A 19,576-nucleotide genomic window follows, 5' to 3' on the forward strand; every position below is an offset into this window, starting at 1 on the left:
CGATGCCGTGGCGCGGACCCACATATGCCGGAGAGATTCCGACGCTGGGCTATCAGGTTCTCGGATGGATCGCTGAGAATCTGATCGTCCCCGACGGGCCCGCGGCCGGCGAGCCGTTGGAGTTCACGGACGAGCAGGCGATGTTCGTCTTGCAGTTGTACGCCATCGACCCGCGCTTCACGGGACCTGCCATCGGCGGTCGTGCGCTTCGTAACGGGCGTCGGATAAGGCGAGCCGTCCTCTCTCGCCCGAAGGGGTGGGGCAAGTCCCCGATCGTTGCAGCGCTGTGTCTCGCTGAGGCGTTGGCTGACGTAGTCCCGGACGGCTGGGACGCGGATGGAGAGCCTGTCGGACGGCCGTGGACGACCTTGGGCTTCAAGGCCAAGGTTCAGATCGTCGCCGTCTCGGAGGACCAGACTGCGAACACGTGGGATCCCCTGCTGGAGATGGCGCGGGGCGGGCCGGTGCTGGATGCCTACGACATCGAGCCGATGGAGACCTTCGTCAACGTCCCGCGAGGCCGCGTCGAGTTCGTGACCAGCTCAGGTACGAGCCGGGAGGGGTTTCGCCCCGTGTTCTCGGCGATGGACCAGACGGAGTCGTGGATTCCTTCCAACGGTGGTCGGAAGCTGGCTGCCACGATCCGCCGCAACCTCGGCAAGGTGAACGGCTGCTCGGTCGAGACGCCGAACGCGTTCATTCCTGGCGAAGGGTCGGTGGCCGAGCGGTCGTTCGAGGCGTGGACGAAGCAGCAGGAAGGCAAGCTGAAGCTCGACGAAGGGCTCCTGTTCGACCATCGCGAGGCACCGGCTGAGACCGACCCGGCCAACGAGCGGTCCTTGATGGACGGTCTGGCCGTGGCTTACGGGGACTCGGCTGACAGGAACGGCGGCTGGGTGAACCTGCGTCGCCTGCTCGCGGAGTACTGGGACCCGGACACCGACCCGCAGGACGCCCGTCGGTACTACCTCAACCAGGTCACCCACGCAACGGACGGATGGATCAGTCAGCCCGAATGGGGTGGGGTGGCGGCCGTTGAGAAGGTGGTCGCGGACCAGGACGAGATCGTCCTCGGATTCGACGGTTCGCGCCGCCGCTCGCATGGAGTGACGGACGCTACGGCGCTGGTGGGCTGTCGAGTATCGGACGGGCACCTGTTCCTTCTCGGCTGCTGGGAGCAGCCGGACGGCCCGTTCGGTGCGGACTGGCAGGTACCCACGGTCGAAGTGTTGGCCGCGGTTGAGGATGCATTCCGGGACTACCGGGTGGTCGGCATGTATGCGGACCCCGCGAAGTGGGAGTCGCATATCGCTGCTTGGGAGGCCAAGTTCGGGCGCCGGCTGAAGGTGAAGTCGTCGACCCAGCATCCGATCGAGTGGTGGATGACCGGCGGCCGGTCCGTGCAGATCGTTCGCGCCTTGGAGAAGTTCAGGTCGAGTGTCGTCGACGGCGAGCTGTCGCACGACGGGTCGAGCGTGCTGACGAGGCACATCCTCAACTCTCGGCGCCGCGAGTCCCGGAGCGGCATCCAGATTATGAAGGAACACCCGGACAGCCCTAGAAAGATCGATGCCGCCATCGCGGCCGTCCTGGCCTGGCAGTGCCGCGTTGACGCGATGGCCAAGGGTCTCGGCCGTAAGAAGGCTGGCAAGTCGGGACGGGTGGTGGTGCTGCGGTGACCCTCTCGATCCCTGAACTGCCGCTGGTGTACCTGTCAGATGACGAACTTGCCTTGATCAACCTGTTGCGGGCGGACATGCTGCGCGACCGGCACGCCCTGTTGCTGCGGGACGCCTATTTCAACGGCGAACAGCTGATCCGTGACCTCGGGATCTCGATTCCTCCGCAGCTCAAGGGTCTGCATACGGTGATCGGCTGGCCGCGTGTCGGGGTCGAATCGCTGGAGGAGCGCCTTGACTTGGAGGCGTTCCGCTGGGCTGACGGTGCGGACTCCTCGGACCTGGAGGAGATCGCCGACGCCAACGATTTGTTCGACGAGTCGAGTCTGGCTCACCTGGATTCGCTGGTGTACGGGCGCGAGTACTTGGCGGTCGGTTCGGGGGACGAGGGCTACCCGCCGCTGATCACCGTCGAGTCGCCGCTGGATATGACGCTGATGTGGGACGCCCGCCTGCGCATGGGTACGGCGGCGCTCCGCGAGTGCGCGGCTGATTCGTTCATAGAGTCGGGCCCGGACGAGCGGATGCTGGTCTTGTACCTGCCTGACCAGACGGTGACATGCCTGCCCTCGGAGTCCGGTGGCTGGGAAGTCGTCGAACGCGACCAGCACAACCTGGGCGTCGTGCCGGTGGTACGGCTGGCGAACCGGCAGCGGACTGCGGACCGGGTGGGGAAGTCTGAGATCACCCCCGACGTCATGTCGATCACGGATGCCGCATGCCGACGTCTGATGGGTATCGAGGTCGCGGCCGAGTTCTTCGGAGCCCCGCAGCGGTACATCCTCGGCGCGTCCGAGTCGGCGTTCCAGGACGCGGAGGGCAACGCCAAGAGCGCCTGGGAGACGTACATCGGCCGGGTTCTCGCCCTTGAGCGGGACGAGGACGGCAACGTGCCGGACGTCGGTCAGTTCTCGGCGCACGATCCGTCCGGGCAGACGAAGATTGTTGACCTGTATGCGCGGATCATGTCCAGTCAGTTCGGACTGCCTCCGCACATGCTCGGCTACACCACCGACAACCCCGCCTCCGCGGACGCCATCCGGTCGACCGAGGCGAAGCTGGTCAAGCGCTCCGAGCGCCGCATCCGCCGCTTCGGCCGGGCCTGGCAGGACGCGATGCGTCTTGCCCTGTGGGTGCGGGACGGTGAACCGCCGGAGAAGACGCGCCGTATCGAGACGGTGTGGCGCAACCCGGCGACGCCGACGGTGGCCGCGCAGGCGGACGCCACGGTGAAGCTCGTCCAGGCCGGGATCCTCCCCGCCGAATCGGACGTCACGCTGGAGATGGCGGGGTTGACGGAGGGGCAGCGGCAGCGCGTGACAGCCGATCGCCGTCGCGCCGATGGCCGGGCAGTCCTCGACCGTCTGGCTGCCCTTGGCGCCCTCGAGGACGAGGGCCAGTCCCCGGAGGTCGTCGATGGCGACGCTGGTCTCGGATGACGATGCGGGCGCGAACCGGCAGCGGCGGGTTCAACGTGGACTGACGCGGTTCCTGGTCCGGGACATGCGGACGCTGCGTCGTCTGATCCGCCCGCAGGATCTGGAAGGCACGGTGCCGGACTGGATTGAGGCGGTGCGCGCCCTGGTGGCGCAGTACGGCAACGCCTCGGCCACGGCGGCGGCCGACTTCTACGACGCCGAGCGGGTCGCCGCTCGGGTGACGGGCCGGTTCACGGTGCCGCTGTTGGATGCGCCTCCGGACGAGAAGGTCAACAACAGTCTGCGGTGGGCGACGAAGGATCTGTGGCCCCGCGACCCGGACGATCCGTCGACGACCGAAGCTCAACTGCAGCCGCTGGACGTGCGCCTGGAGGCGGCCGAGAAGAAGGCTGAAGCGGTCGCGCAGAAGCTGGTGACCGACCAAGGCCGAGGGACCGTCCAGGAAGCTGTCCGGCAGGACCGGATGGCGGCTGGGTACGCCCGAGCGGCAGCTCTGGGCGCCTGCGCCTTCTGCCGGATGCTTTCCAGCCGCGGAATGGTCTACAAGCAGGACACGGCGGGCTTCCGAGCTCACGACGGCTGCAACTGCGGTGTCATTCCCGTCTTCCGCGGCCAGCGCTTCGAGCTTTCTACGCATGCCCGGGAGTGGGATCGCTTGTACCGCGAGTTCGCGGCCCCCTATCCGGGCGATCAGCTCCGCCGGTTCCGGCGGGCGATAGCCGAGCACGGCTGACGGCCGCGCTCGTCCGTTCAACGAGGTCGCCCTGGTGGCGGCCTTTCTCATTTCCACAGCCCCTGGAGGGCCGATTCGTCATGCCTGAAGAGAACGAGCAGAGCACTGAGCAGCAGGAGTCCGGCGCCGAGGAGACCGTCGAGGAGACGGCGACCGAGGACAACGGCACCACTGAGACCGCGGAGGACGCCCCGGAGGCGGACGCCGAGGTCGAGGAGAAGCCGTTCGACAAGGCCAAGTACGAGGCGGAGCTGCGCAAGAAGAACAGCGAAGCCAAGAACCTCCGCGACCGCCTGAAGAAGGCCGAGCCTCTCCTGGCCGAGCTGCAGCGCATCAAAGACGCCGACAAGTCAGAGTCCGAGCGGCTCAACGACCAGCTGGCGCAGGTGCAGGAGCAGGTCACCAAGACGCGTCAGCGGCTGGTGCGCTCCCAGGTGCAGGCGCTGGCCACGGTCGGGTTCGCGGACCCGGAAGACGCAGTCGGCGCGCTGGATCTCGACTCGTACATCGACGGCGATGGCGACATCGACGAGGCGGCTATTGAGGCCGACCTCCAGGCGCTTTTGGAGCGCAAGCCGCACTGGGCGAAGCCCCAGCCCCAGGAGGGCCCGCGGCGTCCGGCACCGGATCGCACTCAGGCGTCCGGCGCCAACAAGCAACGGTCCCTCGACCCTGCCGACGAGTTCGCGGGGTTCATAAAAGCGCGGCTGCAGTAGCCGCTGAAAGCAGGAAATCATGGTGGCTACGCCCCCGATCAAGCTGTCCGATGTCAATGCGTCGCTTCTGCCGCGCACGATCACGGCGCCGATCTTCGAAAAGTCGGTCGAGCAGTCCGCGATCATGACGCTGGCGCGGCGTGCACCGCTGGCGATCGACGCGACGACGTCGGTGCCGATCCCGATGGACGTGCCCACCGCCGACTGGGTCGGCCAGGCCGCGAAGAAGCCGCTGTCCAGCGGTGGCGTCGACGTCAAGCAGATGACCGCCAAGAAGCTGGCCGTCCTCATCCCGGTCGCTGAAGAGGTCGTCATGACCAACGCGGGCGGCCTGTGGACGCAGCTCCAGTCCGATCTGCCGACGGCGTTCGCGCGGGCCTTCGATCACGCGGCGATCCACGGCAAGACGATGAAGGGCGCGGCTGGCCCGTTCGACGACTACCTGGCCATGACCACCAACTCGGTGGCGCTGGGCACCGCTTCGCAGGGGACCGGCGGCATCTGGGCAGACCTGGTGACCGGCATGGAAGAGGTCATCGACGACGACTGGGACTACACCGGCACCGTCGCCGACCACCGCCTCAAGCCGAAGCTTCTCCTGGCGACGGACACGACGGGCCGTCCGATCCTGGTGGACACGCAGACGCCGGGCACTGACATGGCGGCGGCGGGCACGCTGATCGGCGAGCCGCTCGCCTACTCGCGCAGCGTGTCGGGCAAGCAGCGCCGGCAGTCCGCGTCGACCGACACGGGGCTGCGCGCGATCGGCGGCGACTGGTCCCAGTCGGCGTTCGGCGTGGGCACGGACATCACGGTGCGGATCTCCAAGGAGGCCACGTACATCGACGAGGACGGCGGCGTGCACTCCGCGTTCCAGGAGAACCTGGTGCTCCTGCTGGCCGAGGCGTTCTACGGCTACGTGCAGGGCGACGCGGATGCGTTCGTGAAGTACACCGGCACGCCGAGCGGCTCGTGAGCAGGGCCGTCCCGGCTTCCGCGCCGGGCGGGACGGCCAAGCCGCTGAAGATCGTCGCCAGGGTGCACGCCTTTCCGCCAGAGCACAATGCGGGGGCCGAGCACATGCTCGTGTCGATGCTGCGCCCCCTGGTGGAGCGTGGGCATGACGTGCAGGTGTGGCTGTCCCGCTACGGGCAGGCCCACAAGGAGTACGAGTACCGCGGCATCCAGGTGATCCCACTGGAGTCGCGGCTCGACTATCCGACGGCGGTCCGGCGGGCGGATGTGGTTCTCGCGCATCTGGAGACGGTGCCGCCGACCGCGTCGCAGGCCCGCGGGTACGGCAAGCCGCTGGTGGTGGTCTGCCACAACACGCACAAGCCGACCTTCCGCGACGCTGCCGCTGGCGGGACTGCTCTGGCGGTCTACAACAGCCTGTGGATGGAGCGGGAGGCGGAGATGTTCTTCGCCGAGTACCCGAAGTCCACCCGCCCCGAGAAGTCGCTGATCGTGCGCCCGCCGGTGTTCGCCGACGAGTACGCAACGAAGCCCGGCAAGGCCATCACGCTGGTCAACTGCAATCCGGAGAAGGGCGGCAAGGTTTTGAAGGCCCTCGCCGAACGTATGCCGGATCAGCAGTTCCTCGCGGTGCGCGGCGCCTACGGCGAGCAGATCCTCCCGGACCTGCCCAACGTCGAGACCGTCGAGCACGTCGACGGCCAGGACATGCGGGACAAGGTGTACGCCCGAACCCGCGTCCTGCTGATGCCGTCGTCCTACGAGTCGTGGGGCCGGGCCGGCTGTGAGGCGATGGCGTCCGGCATTCCCGTCGTCGCACACCCCACTCCGGGGTTGTGCGAGTCGCTGGGCGAGGCCGGGATCTTCGTTGACCGGGCTGACATCGACGGCTACGAAGCGGTCCTGCGGAAGCTCACGTCGGCCGCCGAGTACCGGCTCGCCAGCAAGCGGGCCAAGGCCCGCTCTGCCGAACTCGATCCGACAGTCGACCTTGCCGCCTGGTGCCAGGCTGTGGAAGCCCTGCCCGCATAGGAGGCGAGATGGCGTTCGTTGCCCCGACAGCCGAAGAGCTCGGCCTCTTCCTCGATCTCGAGGAGATCAACGGTGATCGGGCGGACTTCCTTCTACGGAAGGCGGCTTCACTGTGCCAGACGGTGGTCAAGCCGCTGCCTGAGGGCGCCGATTCCGTTGTCCTGTCCGTAGCTGGGCGGGCCTACATCAACCCTGGCCAGGTGTCCTACGAGACCATCGGTCCCGCCTCCGTCCAGCGCCCGACGGGCTCTGGCGGCATCTACCTGACGAAGGCCGACAAGACGGCATTGAAGGCTGCCGCTGGCCGCGGGGGAGCGTTCACGGTTGACCCGACGCCGGATACGGCGGATCCCTCGCCGACCTGGCCCATCGACGACCTGGGCTTCGCCGACGAGTTCGAGCCGGGCTGGGGTTACACCTGATGCCCGGCCCCTACCCCTATGGGGAGACGGTCGTCCGCCTGAGACGTGGACCTTCACCAGGCCGGGACCCGAGAGGCCAGCCCATTCCCGGCCCGCTCCTGGAGAAGCCCGTGAAGGGCTGTGTCGTGACGCCACGCCAGTCCACGCCCCAGGTCGGCGGGGATGACCAGCAGGCTCGCGACACCGTCATTGTCGGATGGACCGTGTACGCGCCTGCGGGCTCCGACTGGCGAACCACCGATCAGGTGCGGGTGCGCGGCGAGGTCTGCGAGATCACTGGCGAGCCCGGCGACTGGGGCCGCAACCCGTTTACCGGCACTCATGGCCCCGTGCAGTTCGCTGCGGACCGGGTGACCGGCTAGCCGAGCGGAGGTTGCCATGGCCGCACGGTTCAAGATGTCCAACAAGGGTGTGGGCCAGCTGTTGCGCTCGGAGATGATCCGCGTGGAGATGGTGCGGCGTGCCGAGCTCATCAAGTCCGTGGCCGAGTCGATCTCCCCTGTCGGTGGCGCGTCGGATCCGCACCCCGGCCACTACAAGTCCAGCTTCAACGTCACCAGCACGCTGCGCGGAGGCCGCCGCCGAGACCGGGCCACTGCCACCGTCAGCAACACCGCCTACTACGCGCGGTTCGTGGAGTACGGCACCGAGAAGGTCCACGCCCACCACGTGCTGCTCCGCGCAGCGCAGGCGGGAGGCCGCTGATGGCCGCCGTCGGATCCGTGGATGTCGAGCTTGAGGTCATCCAGTGGCTGCAGGCGAAGTTCGGCGATGACGTAGTCGTCCGGGACGAGACCGACAACAACCTCCTCGACGAGCTGCCGACCGTCCAGGTGCAGCGTGTCCCGGCCGGAGGCGATGACGGGTTCCGTCTCGACCGGGCCTTCATCGACATCGACGTGTACGCGGCCACCCGCGGGGAGGCGATCGCCTTGTCGGCGACGATCCGCGGCTGGCTCATGACCGAACTGGCCGGCTCGGCAACCGAGTCCGCTGTCTTCGGACGCATCCAATCAAACCCGCCCCCGGCCGCACGGTCGTATGAGAACACGGCTCTCCGCCGCGTTGGCGGCACCTACCAGATCTATAGCCACCCGGTCTCCTGACGACCGTTTGCGGGCCCGCGCCGGACCCCTGACCCGCCCGTGCGCGGGCTTCACGCATGTCTGGAGACAACGATGGTCAACATCACCCGCGCAGCGGACCTGACGGAGGTCGGCGCGAATGGCGGCGGTTGGACTGCCGATCTCGGCACTCTGTCGCCGGGGGACCCGCTGGTTCAGCCTCTGTCGCCGTGGGAGCCGCTCGGCGCCATATCGGACGACGGTCTGGTGCAGGGCTTCGACGAGGACTCGCAGGAGTACACCCCTTGGGGGTACACGTCGCCGATCCGCACCACGATCACGAAGTCCCTCCGGACCTTCAAGATCACGGCGTGGGAGACGGGCCGTACCACGGTGCGGTCTCTGCAGTACCGCATCCCTGTCGCGGACTTGGCGCCGGTGAGCGGCCTGACCACGTTCGCGGAGACCGCGTCCCCGCTTCCGGACCGTCGCGCGTTCTGGTTCGTCGTGCTCGATGGCGAGACCTCGCTGGGTTTCTACGTGCCGGAGGGTGAGATCAGCGATCGATCGGACGTCACGCACAAGCAGGACGAGATGGCCGGCTTCGAGTGGACGATCACGGCCTATCCGGACCTGGCCGGGAACACCGTCTATCACGCGGACCGCGTGCCCGCGACGCCCGCCTACACCGGCTCCTGACCCCCCTCTGACTGGTGGGCGGGCCGCATAGCCAGCCGGCGCGGGCCCGGCCCGTCCACCTTCAACCACCGCCCGCGCCATAGACAAAGGAGGCCCGCGCCCATGGCCGCAAACGCCAGGACCGCAACCGCCCGCAAGAAGACCACCACCCGCACGCCCCGCAACACCGCGGCAGTAGTCCCGGACGTGGAGCCGGAAGAGGACTTCGACGCCGCTGACGCACAGGAAGCTGAGGCGGAGGGCCACTACGTAACGGCGCTCCTCGCCGACGTGGAGATCCGCGTCGTGCCGCCCGGTGCCTGGCGCCAGTCGTGGCAGGTGCAGTTGGCGTCCGGCCAGTTCGCCGCTTTCGCCGCGCACGTGCTTCACCCCGATGACGTCGACCTGTACTGGGAGGTCGACCCTACGAACGACGACTTTGAGGCGTTCGTCGCCGACGCCGCAGGTCAGTCCGGTGAGAGCCTGGGGAAATCGCGTGGACCCAACAGGTCCTCAAGGCGCACGCGGAGGCGGTAGAGGCCGACCTCTGGCGCTTCTACCAGCGGGACGTCTTGGACGTGCACCGTGGGGCGATGACGTGGCGGCAGTTGCGGGTCCTGATCGAGCATCTGCCGCCCGAGTCGTCCACGATGACGGCGCTCCGCAACAAGCTCACGGACGAGGAGCTCGCCGAGCAGGCGGAGAAGGGCGAGCCGGAGAAGGGCCGCTGGTCACAGCTGGAGCAGCTCACGGCCTCCGTGCTCGATGCGATCCGGCGTCTTGAGCACGTCTACGTCTGCTCTCACGTCGAGAAAGAGCGCGATCAGCCCGAGCCTCCGACGCCTACGCGCAGGCCGGGCGCGAAGCCGCGCAGGCCGAAGCCGAAGATCACTGATCAGGCCGCTGAGCGTCTTTTCCAGCTCATCAACGGAGGCGCCGCGTAGCAGCGCTGCGAGGGGAGGCCCCTCGTGGCGATCCAGGTCGGCTCCGTTGAGGTTGACGTTGTACCGAACACGAGGCAGATCTATTCCAGATTGCGTGCCGGGCTGGTCCCGGCCGCGACACGTGCTGGTGAGGATGCGGGCAACGCGGCTGGCCGCAGCTTCGGTCCGGCGATGCAGGCGCAGGTCGGCAACGTCGGCCTGACGATCGGCGAGCAGATCGGGCAGCAGATCGCTTCCCGGATCACCTCCGCCCTGCGTGATGCGATCCGCGACGGCGTCACGCAGGGCGGGCGCACCGCCCGCCCGTCGGCTGTCCGACAGGGCGACGACACGGCGGGCGCCTTCTCGCGAGCGATGAAGGTCCACCTTCAGGCGGCGTTCCGGTCATTGCCGAAGCTGCAGATCGGCGCGGACACCTCTGAGGCGGACTCTGACCTGCAGGCTCTGCGTTTCCGCATGGAGACGCTGGCGGACAAGCGCATCGGCATCGATATTTCCGCTGCTGACGCCAAGGCTGAGATCAAGGCGATCGAGGCTGAGCTCACCCGCCTCGGGGCGAAGCATCCGAACGTCCAGGTCAGGGCGGACACGGCAGCGGCGCTGACTCAGCTAGCTACCGTCCGGGCGGCGATTGCCGCAGTTGACGGCAAGCGGATCAACATCAACACCAACGTCAGCACGGCCCAAGCCACGGCCGCCCTGTTCCAGCTGACCGTCGCTCTCGGTTCGGTGGCTGCGATCCCAGCTATCCCGGTCCTCGCTGCGGGGATTGGTGCTATTGCCTCGGCGGCTGTTGCCGCCGGGGCGGGCGTTGGCGCGCTCGCAGCCGTCGCCGTCCCGGCATTCGTCGGGATCGCCGGAGCCTTGCAGGCGCAGAAGTCTGCCCAGGATGCGGCGGCGACCGCGTCCATCAAGGGGGGTGCGGCCAGCGGCCAGGGCGCCTCGAAGGCCCTGCAGTTGGCGGGCGCGCAGCAGTCTCTGGCGACCGCGCACCGCAATGCGGCTCAGCAGATCGCGCAGGGTCAGCGGGCGGTCGCGGACGCCGTCGAATCGGGTGCCCAGCGGGTCCGGCAGGCGCAGGAAGGCGTCAAGGACGCGGTACGCAGTGCCGCAGAGGCGAACCGGTCGGCCGCACAGCAGGTGAAGGCCGCCCAACAGTCGGTGGCGGACGCGGTACAGCAGGCCGCCGACCGGCAGCGGGACGCCGCCGAGCGGGTCTCGCAGGCCGAGGACTCCCTCGCGGACGCCCAGCGCACCGCACGGCAGGCCCAGCAGGACCTCACCCAGGCCCGCAAGGATGCCGTCCTCGAGCTGGCGGAGCTATCGACCCGTCTGGCGGGTGCGCAGCTTTCCGAGCGGGATGCGGTCTTGTCGGTGCAGGAGGCCCGGAACCGGCTGCGGGCGACGCAGGCCGTCGGGTCGAAGGCCACGCTGCTGGAGCAGCAGCGCGCCCAACTGTCTTACGACCAGGCGGTGCAGCGGCTCCGCGAGCAGCAGGCTGAGACGAAGCGGCTGGCCGCGGAAAAGAAGGCCGCGGACAAGGCCGGCGTTGAGGGCTCCGACACCGTCAAGTCGGCACAGCAGCGGCTGGCCAGCGCCCAGCGCAACGTCGGAGATCAGCAGAAGGCGCTGGCGAAGGCCCATCAGGACGCGGCGCAGCAGCAGATCCAGGGGACCAGGGACATTGCCGCCGCGCAGGCGAAGGTGTCGGAGGCGCAGCGGAATGCGGCGCGCACACAGGAGGACGGGGCCCGGTCGGTAGCCCGCGCGCAGCGTGAGGTGACCCAGGCCGCGGAGGACTCCGCGGAGGGCGTGACGCGCGCGCAGGAGCAGCTGGCTCAGGCGCGAGTGTCGGCGGCCGATTCGATTGCGTCGGCTGAGCGCCAGGTTGCCTCCGCGTCGCAGCAGGCGGCCGGGGGCGTCGATCAGGCTGCCGTCGCACAGGCCAAGTACCAGGCTGCGCTGGGCAAGTTGACCCCGGCGGCCCGGAAGACGTTCGACGCGTTCGTCTCACTGAAGGGCGCTTTCGGGGACTGGTCGAAGTCGCTGCAGCCCGACGTCATGCCCATATTCACGCGGGCCCTGAACGGCATCAAAAACTCGCTGCCGGGGCTGACGCCGTTCGTGAAGGCCGCCGCCGACGCGATCGGTGAGCTGCAGGACCGGGCCTCGCGCGGCTTCAAGTCCAAGGGCTGGAAAGAGTTCAAGACCGATCTGGCGGGCGCCGTAAAGCCCGCGATCATCGGGCTGGGTGTCGCCTTCGGGAATCTCTTCAAGGGCATCGGCGGCATCGTCCAGGCCTTCCTGCCGCACATGGACTCGATCAGCCAGCGGATGCAGTCCATCACCGAGCGGTTCGCCAACTGGGGCACCAGCCTCAAGGGGTCGCCTGCGTTCGAGCGGTTCCTCTCCTACTCGGCGCTCATGGGCCCGGTCCTGGCCAGCGCGCTCGGCGACATCGCTTCGGGCTTCTTCCAGGTCGCCAAGGCTCTGGCACCACTGTCGGGGCCGATCCTGCTGACCCTTGGTGCGCTGGCCCGCGGGGTGGGGTCGATCGCGGAGACTCTGCCGTGGCTGATCCAGGGCATGTACCTCGCCTACATCGCGACGAAGCTGTGGACGCTGTCGCTGTTCCTGCTCAACGCCGTGATGAAGGCCAACCCGATCACGCTGATCGTGATCGGGATCATCGCACTCGTCGCCGCCGTGATCTACGCGTACAAGCACTTCGACTGGTTCCGCAACGGCGTTCAGGCGGCCTGGTCGGGGATCCAGACGGCCGCTTCGTTCGCCTGGAACTCCGTACTGAAGCCGGTGTTCGACGGGATCGTCGCAGGGGCGCAGACAGTGGGCCGCTGGGCGATGTGGCTGTGGCGCAACGCCATCAAGCCTGCATTCGACGGCATCTCGCTGGCAGCCCGGATCCTCGTCGCCGTCATCGTCACGCTGCTCGTCGCCCCAATGGTGATCGCTTTCCAGTTGGCTGCTGCCGTCGGCAGGTGGCTGTGGAGGGTGGCGCTGGGCCCGGCGTTCCGGGGGATCGGCGCCGTAGCGACGTGGCTGTACCAGAAGGCCATCAAGCCCGCCTTTGACGGGATCGGTGCGGCGGGGCGGTGGTTGTACCGGGTCGCCATCAAGCCTGCGTTCGACGGGATAGGTGCGTCCGGCCGCTGGCTTTACCGCGTCGCGATCAAGCCTGCCGCGGACGGCATCGTCGCCAGCTTCCGGTTCGTCGGAAAGATCGGATCGTGGCTGTGGCGGTCCGCGATCAAGCCCGCTTTCCGTGGCATCGGCGACGCCGGCAAGTGGCTCTACCGCAGCGCGATCAAGCCCGCTTTCGACGGGATCGCGAGCCGGGCGCGGTGGCTGTACGACAAGGTGCTGAAGCCGACGTTCAACCGGGTCAAGGAAGCGGTCCGGCTCGTTGGCCGGGCCTTTGACTCGGCGCGGAAGACGATCGGGACGGCCTTCGGCAAGATCAAGAGCATCACGAAGGCGCCCGTCAATTTCGTGATCGAGTACGTGTACCGCAAGGGCATCAAGGCGGTATGGGACAAGGTCGCGGACTTCGTGAAGCTGCCCCATCTACCGAAGGGGCCGGACCTTCTCGCCGCCGGTGGCACGGTCGGCCAGGGATGGAATCCTGCCCGGCCGATGGTCACCAACAAGCCGACGGCGATCGTCGGGGAGGGCAACAGCCGCTTCCCCGAATACGTGATCCCCACGGACCCGAAGTACCGCAGCCGCGCTATGGCGTTGCACGCGGCGGCTGGCACCAAGTTGATGGCCAAGGGCGGCATCCTCGGTCCACTGGACGGTGCGTGGGACTGGACGAAAGACACCGTTAGCGACGTCGTCGGCAAGGGGATCGACTGGGCGAAGGCGGGCGCTGACCTGCTCGTGCACCCGTCGAAGATCTGGACGAAGCTCGTCAAGCCCGTCGTCGGGAAGATCTCCAAGGGGGTGAGTGTCGCCGGTAAGTGGGGCTCGGCCATCGGCAAGATCCCACTGAAGATGATCTCAGGCCTCAAAGACAAGATCGTCAAGGCTGTCGCCAGCATGTTCGCCGGAGGCGCTGGCGGGGCGGAGTGGTCGAAGCCGGTCAACGCCAAGTACGGCACACGGTTCGGCAAGAAGGGCTCCATGTGGTCCTCCGGGTACCACACCGGCCTGGACTTCCCTGCCCCTACCGGCACGACGATCCGCGCCGTCAACGACGGCACTATCAACCAGGTCGCCTCAGGCGGCCCCTACGGCAAGCACGTGAGCATCGATCACGGCGGCGGCCTGTCGTCCTTCTACGCGCACATGTCGTCGATGGTCGCGAAGATGCACAAGCACATCAACCGCGGGAAGCCGATCGGCAAGGTCGGCTCGACCGGCAACACCACCGGCCCGCACCTCCACCTGGAGGCCCGCCGCAAGGGCAAGCCGGTCGACCCGATGCCGTTCCTCACTGGGGGTGGCGGCGGGTTCGCGGCCGGAGCAGTCGGCGCCGCCCAGCGCTACGCAAAGTCGATCCTCGGCCGATACGGCTGGGGGCCCACCCAGTTCGGGCCGCTCAAAAAGCTGTGGCAGGGTGAGTCGAACTGGCGCTGGAACGCCCTCAACCGCAGCTCAGGCGCCTACGGCATCCCGCAGGCGCTCCCAGCGTCGAAGATGAGGTCGGCGGGTGCGGACTACCGGACGAACTACAAGACCCAGATTCGGTGGGGTCTGGGCTACATCAAGGGGCGTCCGGACTACGGCAGTCCGGCACGCGCCTGGTCGAAGTGGCAGTCACGTAGCCCGCACTGGTACGACCAGGGCGGCTACCTGGAACCAGGCCTCAACCTCGCCTACAACGGCACCGGGAGGCCCGAACCCGTCTTCACGTCGACGCAGGCCAACGCCCTGACACGACTGGCCCTCTCGCCCACGGCGGGCGGAGGCGGGGAGTTCACCGGCGACCTCTACCTCGACTCCGGGCAGTTCCTCGGTCACGTCCGCGGCGAAGTGCAGCAGACCATGACCGACCTCACCAACACGCTGACCGCAGGCCGGAGGTGAGCTGTGGCCATCCCCGGCAACCTCCTCAGCCAGACAACCGAGTCGGTCGACCCAAACACCAGCGGGTGGACGACGAAACTCAACTGCACGCTGACCAAGGGGACGGGAGGGAGGAACGGCGACGGCTGCCTCGTCGTCAAGTCCGTCGCGGCGGGGGAGATGCAGGCCCGCACCGTCTCCTCCTACCCCGTCACCGCAGGCACCGTCTACCAGACGTTCGCGGACGCCGCCGGGGTCGTCCCCGAGCGCATCGGCATCCGCTGGCTGTCGGCAACCAGCACCGAAATCTCTGTGACCTGGTCGCTTGTCACGTCGGCGGCGTCCAGCGGCTGGCACCGGGTCGGGGTGGCCGGGATGGCGCCGGCGGGGGCGACGCAGGCGCAGGTGCTGCTGTCGTCGACCCCGGCGGCCGGGCTGGTCAACCAGTACTGGGAAAACGTCTACCTCGGGCTGCCGATCCGCACAACCGGCAACCTGTTCGCCTTCGGCACCGAGAGCGCCGAGATTGACACCTCCGGCTGGACGGCGGAGGTCAACGCGTCCGTCTCCCGCCAGGTCCCCGTCGCGTCGTGGGCGGTCGACAACTATCTGGCGGGCGGCCACACCATCGCGGTCACCGCGACCGGCGGCGGCAACGCGGCTGCCGTCTCCACCGACCGGCCCACCGTCACGCCGGGCACCGACTACCTGGCCTACGCCTACCTCAACCCGCCGACGCTGCTCGCCGACGTGTGGATCGAGCTCCGCTACTACGACGCCAACGGAAACCAGATCAGCGCCACCCGCTCCACCCTCGTCTCGCCCTCGCCGGGTTCGGGCTGGTACCGGCAGCGAGCCTCCGCCATCGCCCCGTCGAACGCTGCCACCTGCGGCATCGCGGCGGGCGTCAACGGCGCGTCGGCCGGCCAGGTACTGCGGCTGGAGGGCGCGGTCGTCGCGGTCGCCCCGGTGCTGCAAGCCGGGACGACCCTCCCGTATGCCGACGGATCGTTCGAGCAGGGCGTCGCCGGGTGGACGCGGCCCTCCGGGGTGGCGGTCATCGGCCGCTCCACACCGTGGGGGCAGACCGCCTTCGACGGCTCCTACTCCCTGTCCGTCACCTCCGCGACAGCCACGGCCAGCGTCGTCCGCTCGGCGAAATTCGCCGCCCCGGGCGGCGTGGGCACCAGCTACCGGGCACAGATCCTCGCCACCCTCGGCGCAGGCTCCTGGACTGTGAACGTCAAGGTTCGCTGGTACGACGCGGCGAACGCCGACCTGGGAACCACCGGCGGCACCAACTACACCTTTCCCGGCGCCAGCTGGTACGCGATGGCGACCGACGCCAGCGTTCCTGCCGCCGCCACGCAGGGCGCCATCGAGCTCACCCTCACGGCAGGCGCCACATCGTCGGCGATGTACGTCGACGTGGCCGCCCTGTGGCAGGCCGTGCCGCTCACCGCCGTCACCGTCGTCGACGAGTCCGCCAGCATCACCCTCACCCTGCGGGAACTCACCGTCGGCCAGTCCATCAGCGTCTACCGCGAAGGCGAAGACGGCATCCGCACCCTCGTGCGCGGTCCCTCCGGCCTCCTCGACCGGACGCGCATCACCTCCGACCTGATGATCATCGAGGACTACGAGGCGCCCCTCGGTGTACCCGTGCGCTACCGGATCGAACTTTGGCCGGACGGCGCCACGACCCCGGCCACCCGCACCTCCGACACCGTCACCATCACCGCCGGAGACCCCAACTTGGCCTGGCTGAAGGACCCGGGGAATCCGCAGCGCAACATCCGGCTGATGATCTCGAAGGCGCCGGACTGGCAGCGGCCGGTGGAGCAGTCCGTCTACCGGGTCAAGGGACGGCGCAACGCGGTGATTCTCAGCGATACGCGAGGTGGCCTGGAGGGCGACCTCACCCTGTGGACCCGCTCCGACGACGAACGGGCCGCCCTTCACTGGCTGCTCGACTCCGGCAACACCCTGCTGTGGCAGGCCGTGCCCGGCATGGGCGTCTCCGACATGTACGTCAGTGCCGCCCAGGTCACCGAAGCCCGCGTCGGCGGCACCGCGCAGGAGCAGTGGCGGGCCTGGACGCTGCCCCTCACGCAGACCGACATGCCCGTCACGACCGGGCTCAGCGGATCCGCCGGGCGCACCTGGCAGGACGTGCTCGCCGAATTCGACACCTGGGCAGACCTGCTTCCCGTGTACGCCACGTGGGAGGACGTCCTCCTCGACCGCAGGCTGGGGTGATCGATGTACCCCGTCTCCGCCCGTTTCCTGCCGCGCCTCGGAGAGTCGCACGCGCCCGCCACCGAGGTGAAGCTATTCAAGACCGATGACAGCGTCGTCACGCTTGAGCACACGGGCGGCTCCGTAGCGGTGGACCGCGGTCAGGCCATCCGCCGCACCTGCACCGTCACCTCGGCGGACGTCTCCCTGATCCCGCGCACACCCAATGATCAGCTCGCCACCTACGGGGCCCGGCTGCGGATCGCGCGCGGCGTCACCTATGGCGACGGCTCCCAAGAGCTCGTCCCCATTGGAGTGTTCCGCCTCGACGACGTCGACGGCGACCCCTCTGACGGGCCCGTCACCTTGCAGGGCAAGAGCCTTGAAGCGTGCGTCGCCGACGACAAGTTCACCGAGCCGTACAAAGCCACCGGGACTGTCGTCGGCGCCGCGAGCGCACTCATCCAGCGATCCCTGCCGGACGCCGACGTCATCAGCCTCATCGTCGACACCCCGATCGGCGCACGCACCTTCGACGTCGAAGCCGACCCATGGGCTGGCGTACAGGAGATCGTGGCCGCGGCCGGAGCCGAGTGCTACACCAACGCGGACGGAGTCTTCGTCATCGCGGCGTTGCCAGAGCTACTGGCAACACCCGCCGTCTGGGAGGTCGCTGCCCAAGAGGGCGGCGTGTACGTCCAGGGCAGCCGCGGCATGAGTTCCGACAGGGTCTTCAACGGCGTCTTGGCCCGCGGTGAGAACACCGAGGAGAACGTCGCCCCCGTCTCCTACCTGGCCACGGACAACGACATCAACTCGCCGACGTACTGGAACGGACCCTACGGGCGCCGCCCCGACTTCTACAGCTCCAGCACCCTGACCACGGTCAACGCCTGCGCGCAGGCCGCCAACCTGAAGCTCATCGCCGGGAAAGCCCCCAACGCGAGCGGCGACTTCTCCAGCCTGCCGAACCCCGCCTTGGAGTGCGGCGACGTCATCCGCGTCGTCCATCCCGACGGCACCCGCGAGCTCCATCAAGTCCAGTCCTTCTCCGTGCCGCTGGACACAGGCGGCGACTTCCCGATCACGACGATCGCAGCGAAGGAGGACTCGTGAAGGAATCCTTCGGCACCGTCCGCAAGCTTGCCGACGCCCTCCAGCAACAGGCGGTGTCCGCCGGCGCCACCGCCACCAGCGTGCGGGGCGCGGACTGGCGGCTCGCCACCGTCCAGACCGTCAACGCAGGCGGCACGGTCGTCACGGACGACGGCATCACGGTGCGGCAGATGGAGACGTACACGCTGGCCCAAGTCGGCGACGTCATCGCCATCACACAGTCGAGCAGCGGCAACTGGCTGGCCTGGGGCCGCACCAGCAACGGCGATCCGGGCTGGACGACGCCGACGCTCGGCACCGGCTACACGCAAGGCAACAGCTCCTCAACAGGCAACAACAACGGCCCGATCAGATACCGCAAGGTCAACTGGCTCGGTACGTGGTTCATGGAATGGGACGGCGGCGCCAACCGGGCTGGGGGCGCCCAGACGGCGAACATCCTCTCCGCCGCCCTGGCCGTCGCCTACCGGCCGGTGAACAGGGCCTCGATGGTCATCGCCCGCAATGCGGCCGAGATCTCCGGCACTGCGAACTCCACCTCCGTCTACCACTCCTGCAAGATCGACTTTCTTCAGGACGGCGCCGTATCCCTCGTCAGCGCCACCGTCGGCAGCCCAGAGACCTCGTGGTTCTCCCTAAAAGGCGTCCGCTACCCACTCGACTGAAAGGGCTGCCATGGCCGCCCCTGCCACCTACAGGATCTTCGTCAACGGTGGAGAATCCCGCCTCGACGTATCCCTCTCGGAAGGCGACTACTCGCCCATCACCGACCCCGACATGCCCTCCCTCGTCTGGGAGCTGGCCAGAGCCGTCTCGGACGTCGAGGGCGCCACCACTGTGACCGTCGACCGCACTTCGCCGGTGACCACGGACGTACCGGAGGTCTGATGCCGATCACCGACGACTACGGCCAGAACGTCCAGATCGCCGCCCTCACCGACGCCCCCGACGCGGGGAAGCTCGCCAAGGACATCACCAATGCCATCGTGCAGCGGGGCGTCCTGCGCTTCGCCTCCGCATCCGGCCGAGCCGCCACTCTCACCGGGGCTGCGGCTCCCGTCGAGGGCATGCAGACGTGGCTCCAGGACGTGAACCGCCTGGATGTGTACGACGGTTCGGGATGGGTGGCCGTCTCTACGGGCGCCTCCGCGTGGACGACGATCAACCTCGCGTCCGGCTTCCAGCAGAACGGCAACTCCAACGGGACGCTCCAGTACCGGCTGCTCAACATCAGCGGCGAGGAATCCCTGCAGCTCCGCGGGGCGGTCGGTCGGTCGTCGTGGCCGTCGACGCCCGCGGGCAGCTACATCATCAACTCGTCGGCTCTGCCATCGATCGTCCGTCCGTCCACGCTGCGCACCGTGACGATCCCGTGCAGTGATATCGCCTCCGACCGCATCGCGTTGAAGCTCGATGTGCAGACGGACGGCTATCTGCAGGTGTTCGGCACCGGCAGCGGCGTGAAGCCGCCGTGGATCGGCTTCAACGGCACCATCGTCAGCCTGTAGGAGG

General features: G+C 68.2%; 19 protein-coding genes. All 19 read left to right on the forward strand.

The annotated features are described in order from the left end of the window. Nucleotides 1–2: 2 nt before the first annotated feature. The 19 genes from ACIGXX_RS01345 (at nucleotide 3) to ACIGXX_RS01435 (ending at nucleotide 19,572) form a co-directional block, all read left to right on the forward strand. A complete protein-coding gene (locus ACIGXX_RS01345; protein ID WP_399971690.1) occupies nucleotides 3–1,679 on the forward strand; it encodes a terminase in 1,677 nt (558 codons plus the stop codon). Then, nucleotides 1,676–3,118: a phage portal protein gene (locus ACIGXX_RS01350; RefSeq protein WP_399971692.1), complete on the forward strand. Its 1,443-nt coding sequence runs from the start codon at nucleotides 1,676–1,678 to the stop codon at nucleotides 3,116–3,118. The genes ACIGXX_RS01345 and ACIGXX_RS01350 overlap by 4 nt, the downstream gene beginning before the upstream one ends. Further along, a complete protein-coding gene (locus tag ACIGXX_RS01355; protein ID WP_399971694.1) occupies nucleotides 3,096–3,851 on the forward strand; it encodes a hypothetical protein in 756 nt (251 codons plus the stop codon). Before ACIGXX_RS01350 ends, ACIGXX_RS01355 begins: the two co-directional genes overlap by 23 nt. An 80-nt stretch (nucleotides 3,852–3,931) precedes the next feature. Further along, entirely contained in the window at nucleotides 3,932–4,567 is a 636-nt protein-coding gene (locus ACIGXX_RS01360; protein ID WP_399971696.1) for a hypothetical protein, read from the forward strand. Nucleotides 4,568–4,586: 19 nt separating this feature from the next. Then, nucleotides 4,587–5,543, forward strand: a complete 957-nt coding sequence (locus ACIGXX_RS01365) for a phage major capsid protein (protein ID WP_399971698.1) — start codon at nucleotides 4,587–4,589, stop codon at nucleotides 5,541–5,543. After that, complete coding sequence (locus ACIGXX_RS01370) at nucleotides 5,540–6,574, forward strand: glycosyltransferase family 4 protein (protein WP_399971700.1); 1,035 nt, start codon at nucleotides 5,540–5,542, stop codon at nucleotides 6,572–6,574. The genes ACIGXX_RS01365 and ACIGXX_RS01370 overlap by 4 nt, the downstream gene beginning before the upstream one ends. Before the next feature lie 8 nt (nucleotides 6,575–6,582). Then, nucleotides 6,583–6,996, forward strand: a complete 414-nt coding sequence (locus tag ACIGXX_RS01375; protein ID WP_399971702.1) for a hypothetical protein — start codon at nucleotides 6,583–6,585, stop codon at nucleotides 6,994–6,996. 125 nt (nucleotides 6,997–7,121) lie between these two features. After that, complete coding sequence (locus ACIGXX_RS01380) at nucleotides 7,122–7,358, forward strand: hypothetical protein (protein ID WP_399971704.1); 237 nt, start codon at nucleotides 7,122–7,124, stop codon at nucleotides 7,356–7,358. Nucleotides 7,359–7,374: 16 nt separating this feature from the next. Next, nucleotides 7,375–7,701 carry an HK97 gp10 family phage protein gene (locus ACIGXX_RS01385; RefSeq protein ID WP_399971706.1) on the forward strand — a complete coding sequence of 109 codons (327 nt, stop codon included), beginning with the start codon at nucleotides 7,375–7,377 and terminating at the stop codon, nucleotides 7,699–7,701. Then, a complete protein-coding gene (locus ACIGXX_RS01390; protein WP_399971708.1) occupies nucleotides 7,701–8,102 on the forward strand; it encodes a hypothetical protein in 402 nt (133 codons plus the stop codon). Before ACIGXX_RS01385 ends, ACIGXX_RS01390 begins: the two co-directional genes overlap by 1 nt. 72 nt (nucleotides 8,103–8,174) lie before the next feature. Further along, the gene (locus ACIGXX_RS01395; protein WP_399971710.1) at nucleotides 8,175–8,759 is read left to right on the forward strand and encodes a phage tail protein; all 585 of its coding nucleotides are present in this window, start codon (nucleotides 8,175–8,177) and stop codon (nucleotides 8,757–8,759) included. A gap of 102 nt (nucleotides 8,760–8,861) precedes the next feature. Next, the gene (locus ACIGXX_RS01400; protein ID WP_399971712.1) at nucleotides 8,862–9,275 is read left to right on the forward strand and encodes a hypothetical protein; all 414 of its coding nucleotides are present in this window, start codon (nucleotides 8,862–8,864) and stop codon (nucleotides 9,273–9,275) included. Between the two features lie 56 nt (nucleotides 9,276–9,331). Next, nucleotides 9,332–9,682, forward strand: coding sequence for a hypothetical protein (locus ACIGXX_RS01405; RefSeq protein ID WP_399971714.1), 351 nt, complete (start codon nucleotides 9,332–9,334; stop codon nucleotides 9,680–9,682). A 24-nt stretch (nucleotides 9,683–9,706) separates the two neighbouring features. Then, nucleotides 9,707–14,731, forward strand: coding sequence for a peptidoglycan DD-metalloendopeptidase family protein (locus tag ACIGXX_RS01410; protein WP_399971716.1), 5,025 nt, complete (start codon nucleotides 9,707–9,709; stop codon nucleotides 14,729–14,731). Nucleotides 14,732–14,734: 3 nt separating this feature from the next. After that, entirely contained in the window at nucleotides 14,735–16,969 is a 2,235-nt protein-coding gene (locus ACIGXX_RS01415; protein WP_399971718.1) for a hypothetical protein, read from the forward strand. A gap of 3 nt (nucleotides 16,970–16,972) precedes the next feature. Beyond that, entirely contained in the window at nucleotides 16,973–18,064 is a 1,092-nt protein-coding gene (locus tag ACIGXX_RS01420; protein WP_399971720.1) for a DUF5047 domain-containing protein, read from the forward strand. Then, on the forward strand, nucleotides 18,061–18,729 hold the full coding sequence (locus ACIGXX_RS01425; RefSeq protein ID WP_399971722.1) for a hypothetical protein: 669 nt from the start codon (nucleotides 18,061–18,063) through the stop codon (nucleotides 18,727–18,729). The genes ACIGXX_RS01420 and ACIGXX_RS01425 overlap by 4 nt, the downstream gene beginning before the upstream one ends. Nucleotides 18,730–18,739: 10 nt before the next feature. Next, complete coding sequence (locus ACIGXX_RS01430; RefSeq protein WP_399971724.1) at nucleotides 18,740–18,952, forward strand: hypothetical protein; 213 nt, start codon at nucleotides 18,740–18,742, stop codon at nucleotides 18,950–18,952. After that, a complete protein-coding gene (locus ACIGXX_RS01435) occupies nucleotides 18,952–19,572 on the forward strand; it encodes a hypothetical protein (protein ID WP_399971726.1) in 621 nt (206 codons plus the stop codon). Before ACIGXX_RS01430 ends, ACIGXX_RS01435 begins: the two co-directional genes overlap by 1 nt. Nucleotides 19,573–19,576 lie beyond the last annotated feature (4 nt).

This window comes from Streptomyces sp. NPDC055243 (genome assembly GCF_044544025.1).
GTDB lineage: Bacteria > Actinomycetota > Actinomycetes > Streptomycetales > Streptomycetaceae > Streptomyces.

Coding starts and splice junctions, on each gene's coding strand:
- ACIGXX_RS01365 (WP_399971698.1), top strand. CDS start 4,587: ATGGTGGCTACGCCCCCGATCAAGCTGTCCGATGTCAATGCGTCGCTT.
- ACIGXX_RS01390 (WP_399971708.1), top strand. CDS start 7,701: ATGGCCGCCGTCGGATCCGTGGATGTCGAGCTTGAGGTCATCCAGTGG.
- ACIGXX_RS01420 (WP_399971720.1), top strand. CDS start 16,973: ATGTACCCCGTCTCCGCCCGTTTCCTGCCGCGCCTCGGAGAGTCGCAC.
- ACIGXX_RS01355 (WP_399971694.1), top strand. CDS start 3,096: ATGGCGACGCTGGTCTCGGATGACGATGCGGGCGCGAACCGGCAGCGG.
- ACIGXX_RS01405 (WP_399971714.1), top strand. CDS start 9,332: ATGACGTGGCGGCAGTTGCGGGTCCTGATCGAGCATCTGCCGCCCGAG.
- ACIGXX_RS01395 (WP_399971710.1), top strand. CDS start 8,175: ATGGTCAACATCACCCGCGCAGCGGACCTGACGGAGGTCGGCGCGAAT.
- ACIGXX_RS01400 (WP_399971712.1), top strand. CDS start 8,862: ATGGCCGCAAACGCCAGGACCGCAACCGCCCGCAAGAAGACCACCACC.
- ACIGXX_RS01435 (WP_399971726.1), top strand. CDS start 18,952: ATGCCGATCACCGACGACTACGGCCAGAACGTCCAGATCGCCGCCCTC.
- ACIGXX_RS01345 (WP_399971690.1), top strand. CDS start 3: ATGCCGTGGCGCGGACCCACATATGCCGGAGAGATTCCGACGCTGGGC.
- ACIGXX_RS01375 (WP_399971702.1), top strand. CDS start 6,583: ATGGCGTTCGTTGCCCCGACAGCCGAAGAGCTCGGCCTCTTCCTCGAT.
- ACIGXX_RS01430 (WP_399971724.1), top strand. CDS start 18,740: ATGGCCGCCCCTGCCACCTACAGGATCTTCGTCAACGGTGGAGAATCC.
- ACIGXX_RS01385 (WP_399971706.1), top strand. CDS start 7,375: ATGGCCGCACGGTTCAAGATGTCCAACAAGGGTGTGGGCCAGCTGTTG.
- ACIGXX_RS01360 (WP_399971696.1), top strand. CDS start 3,932: ATGCCTGAAGAGAACGAGCAGAGCACTGAGCAGCAGGAGTCCGGCGCC.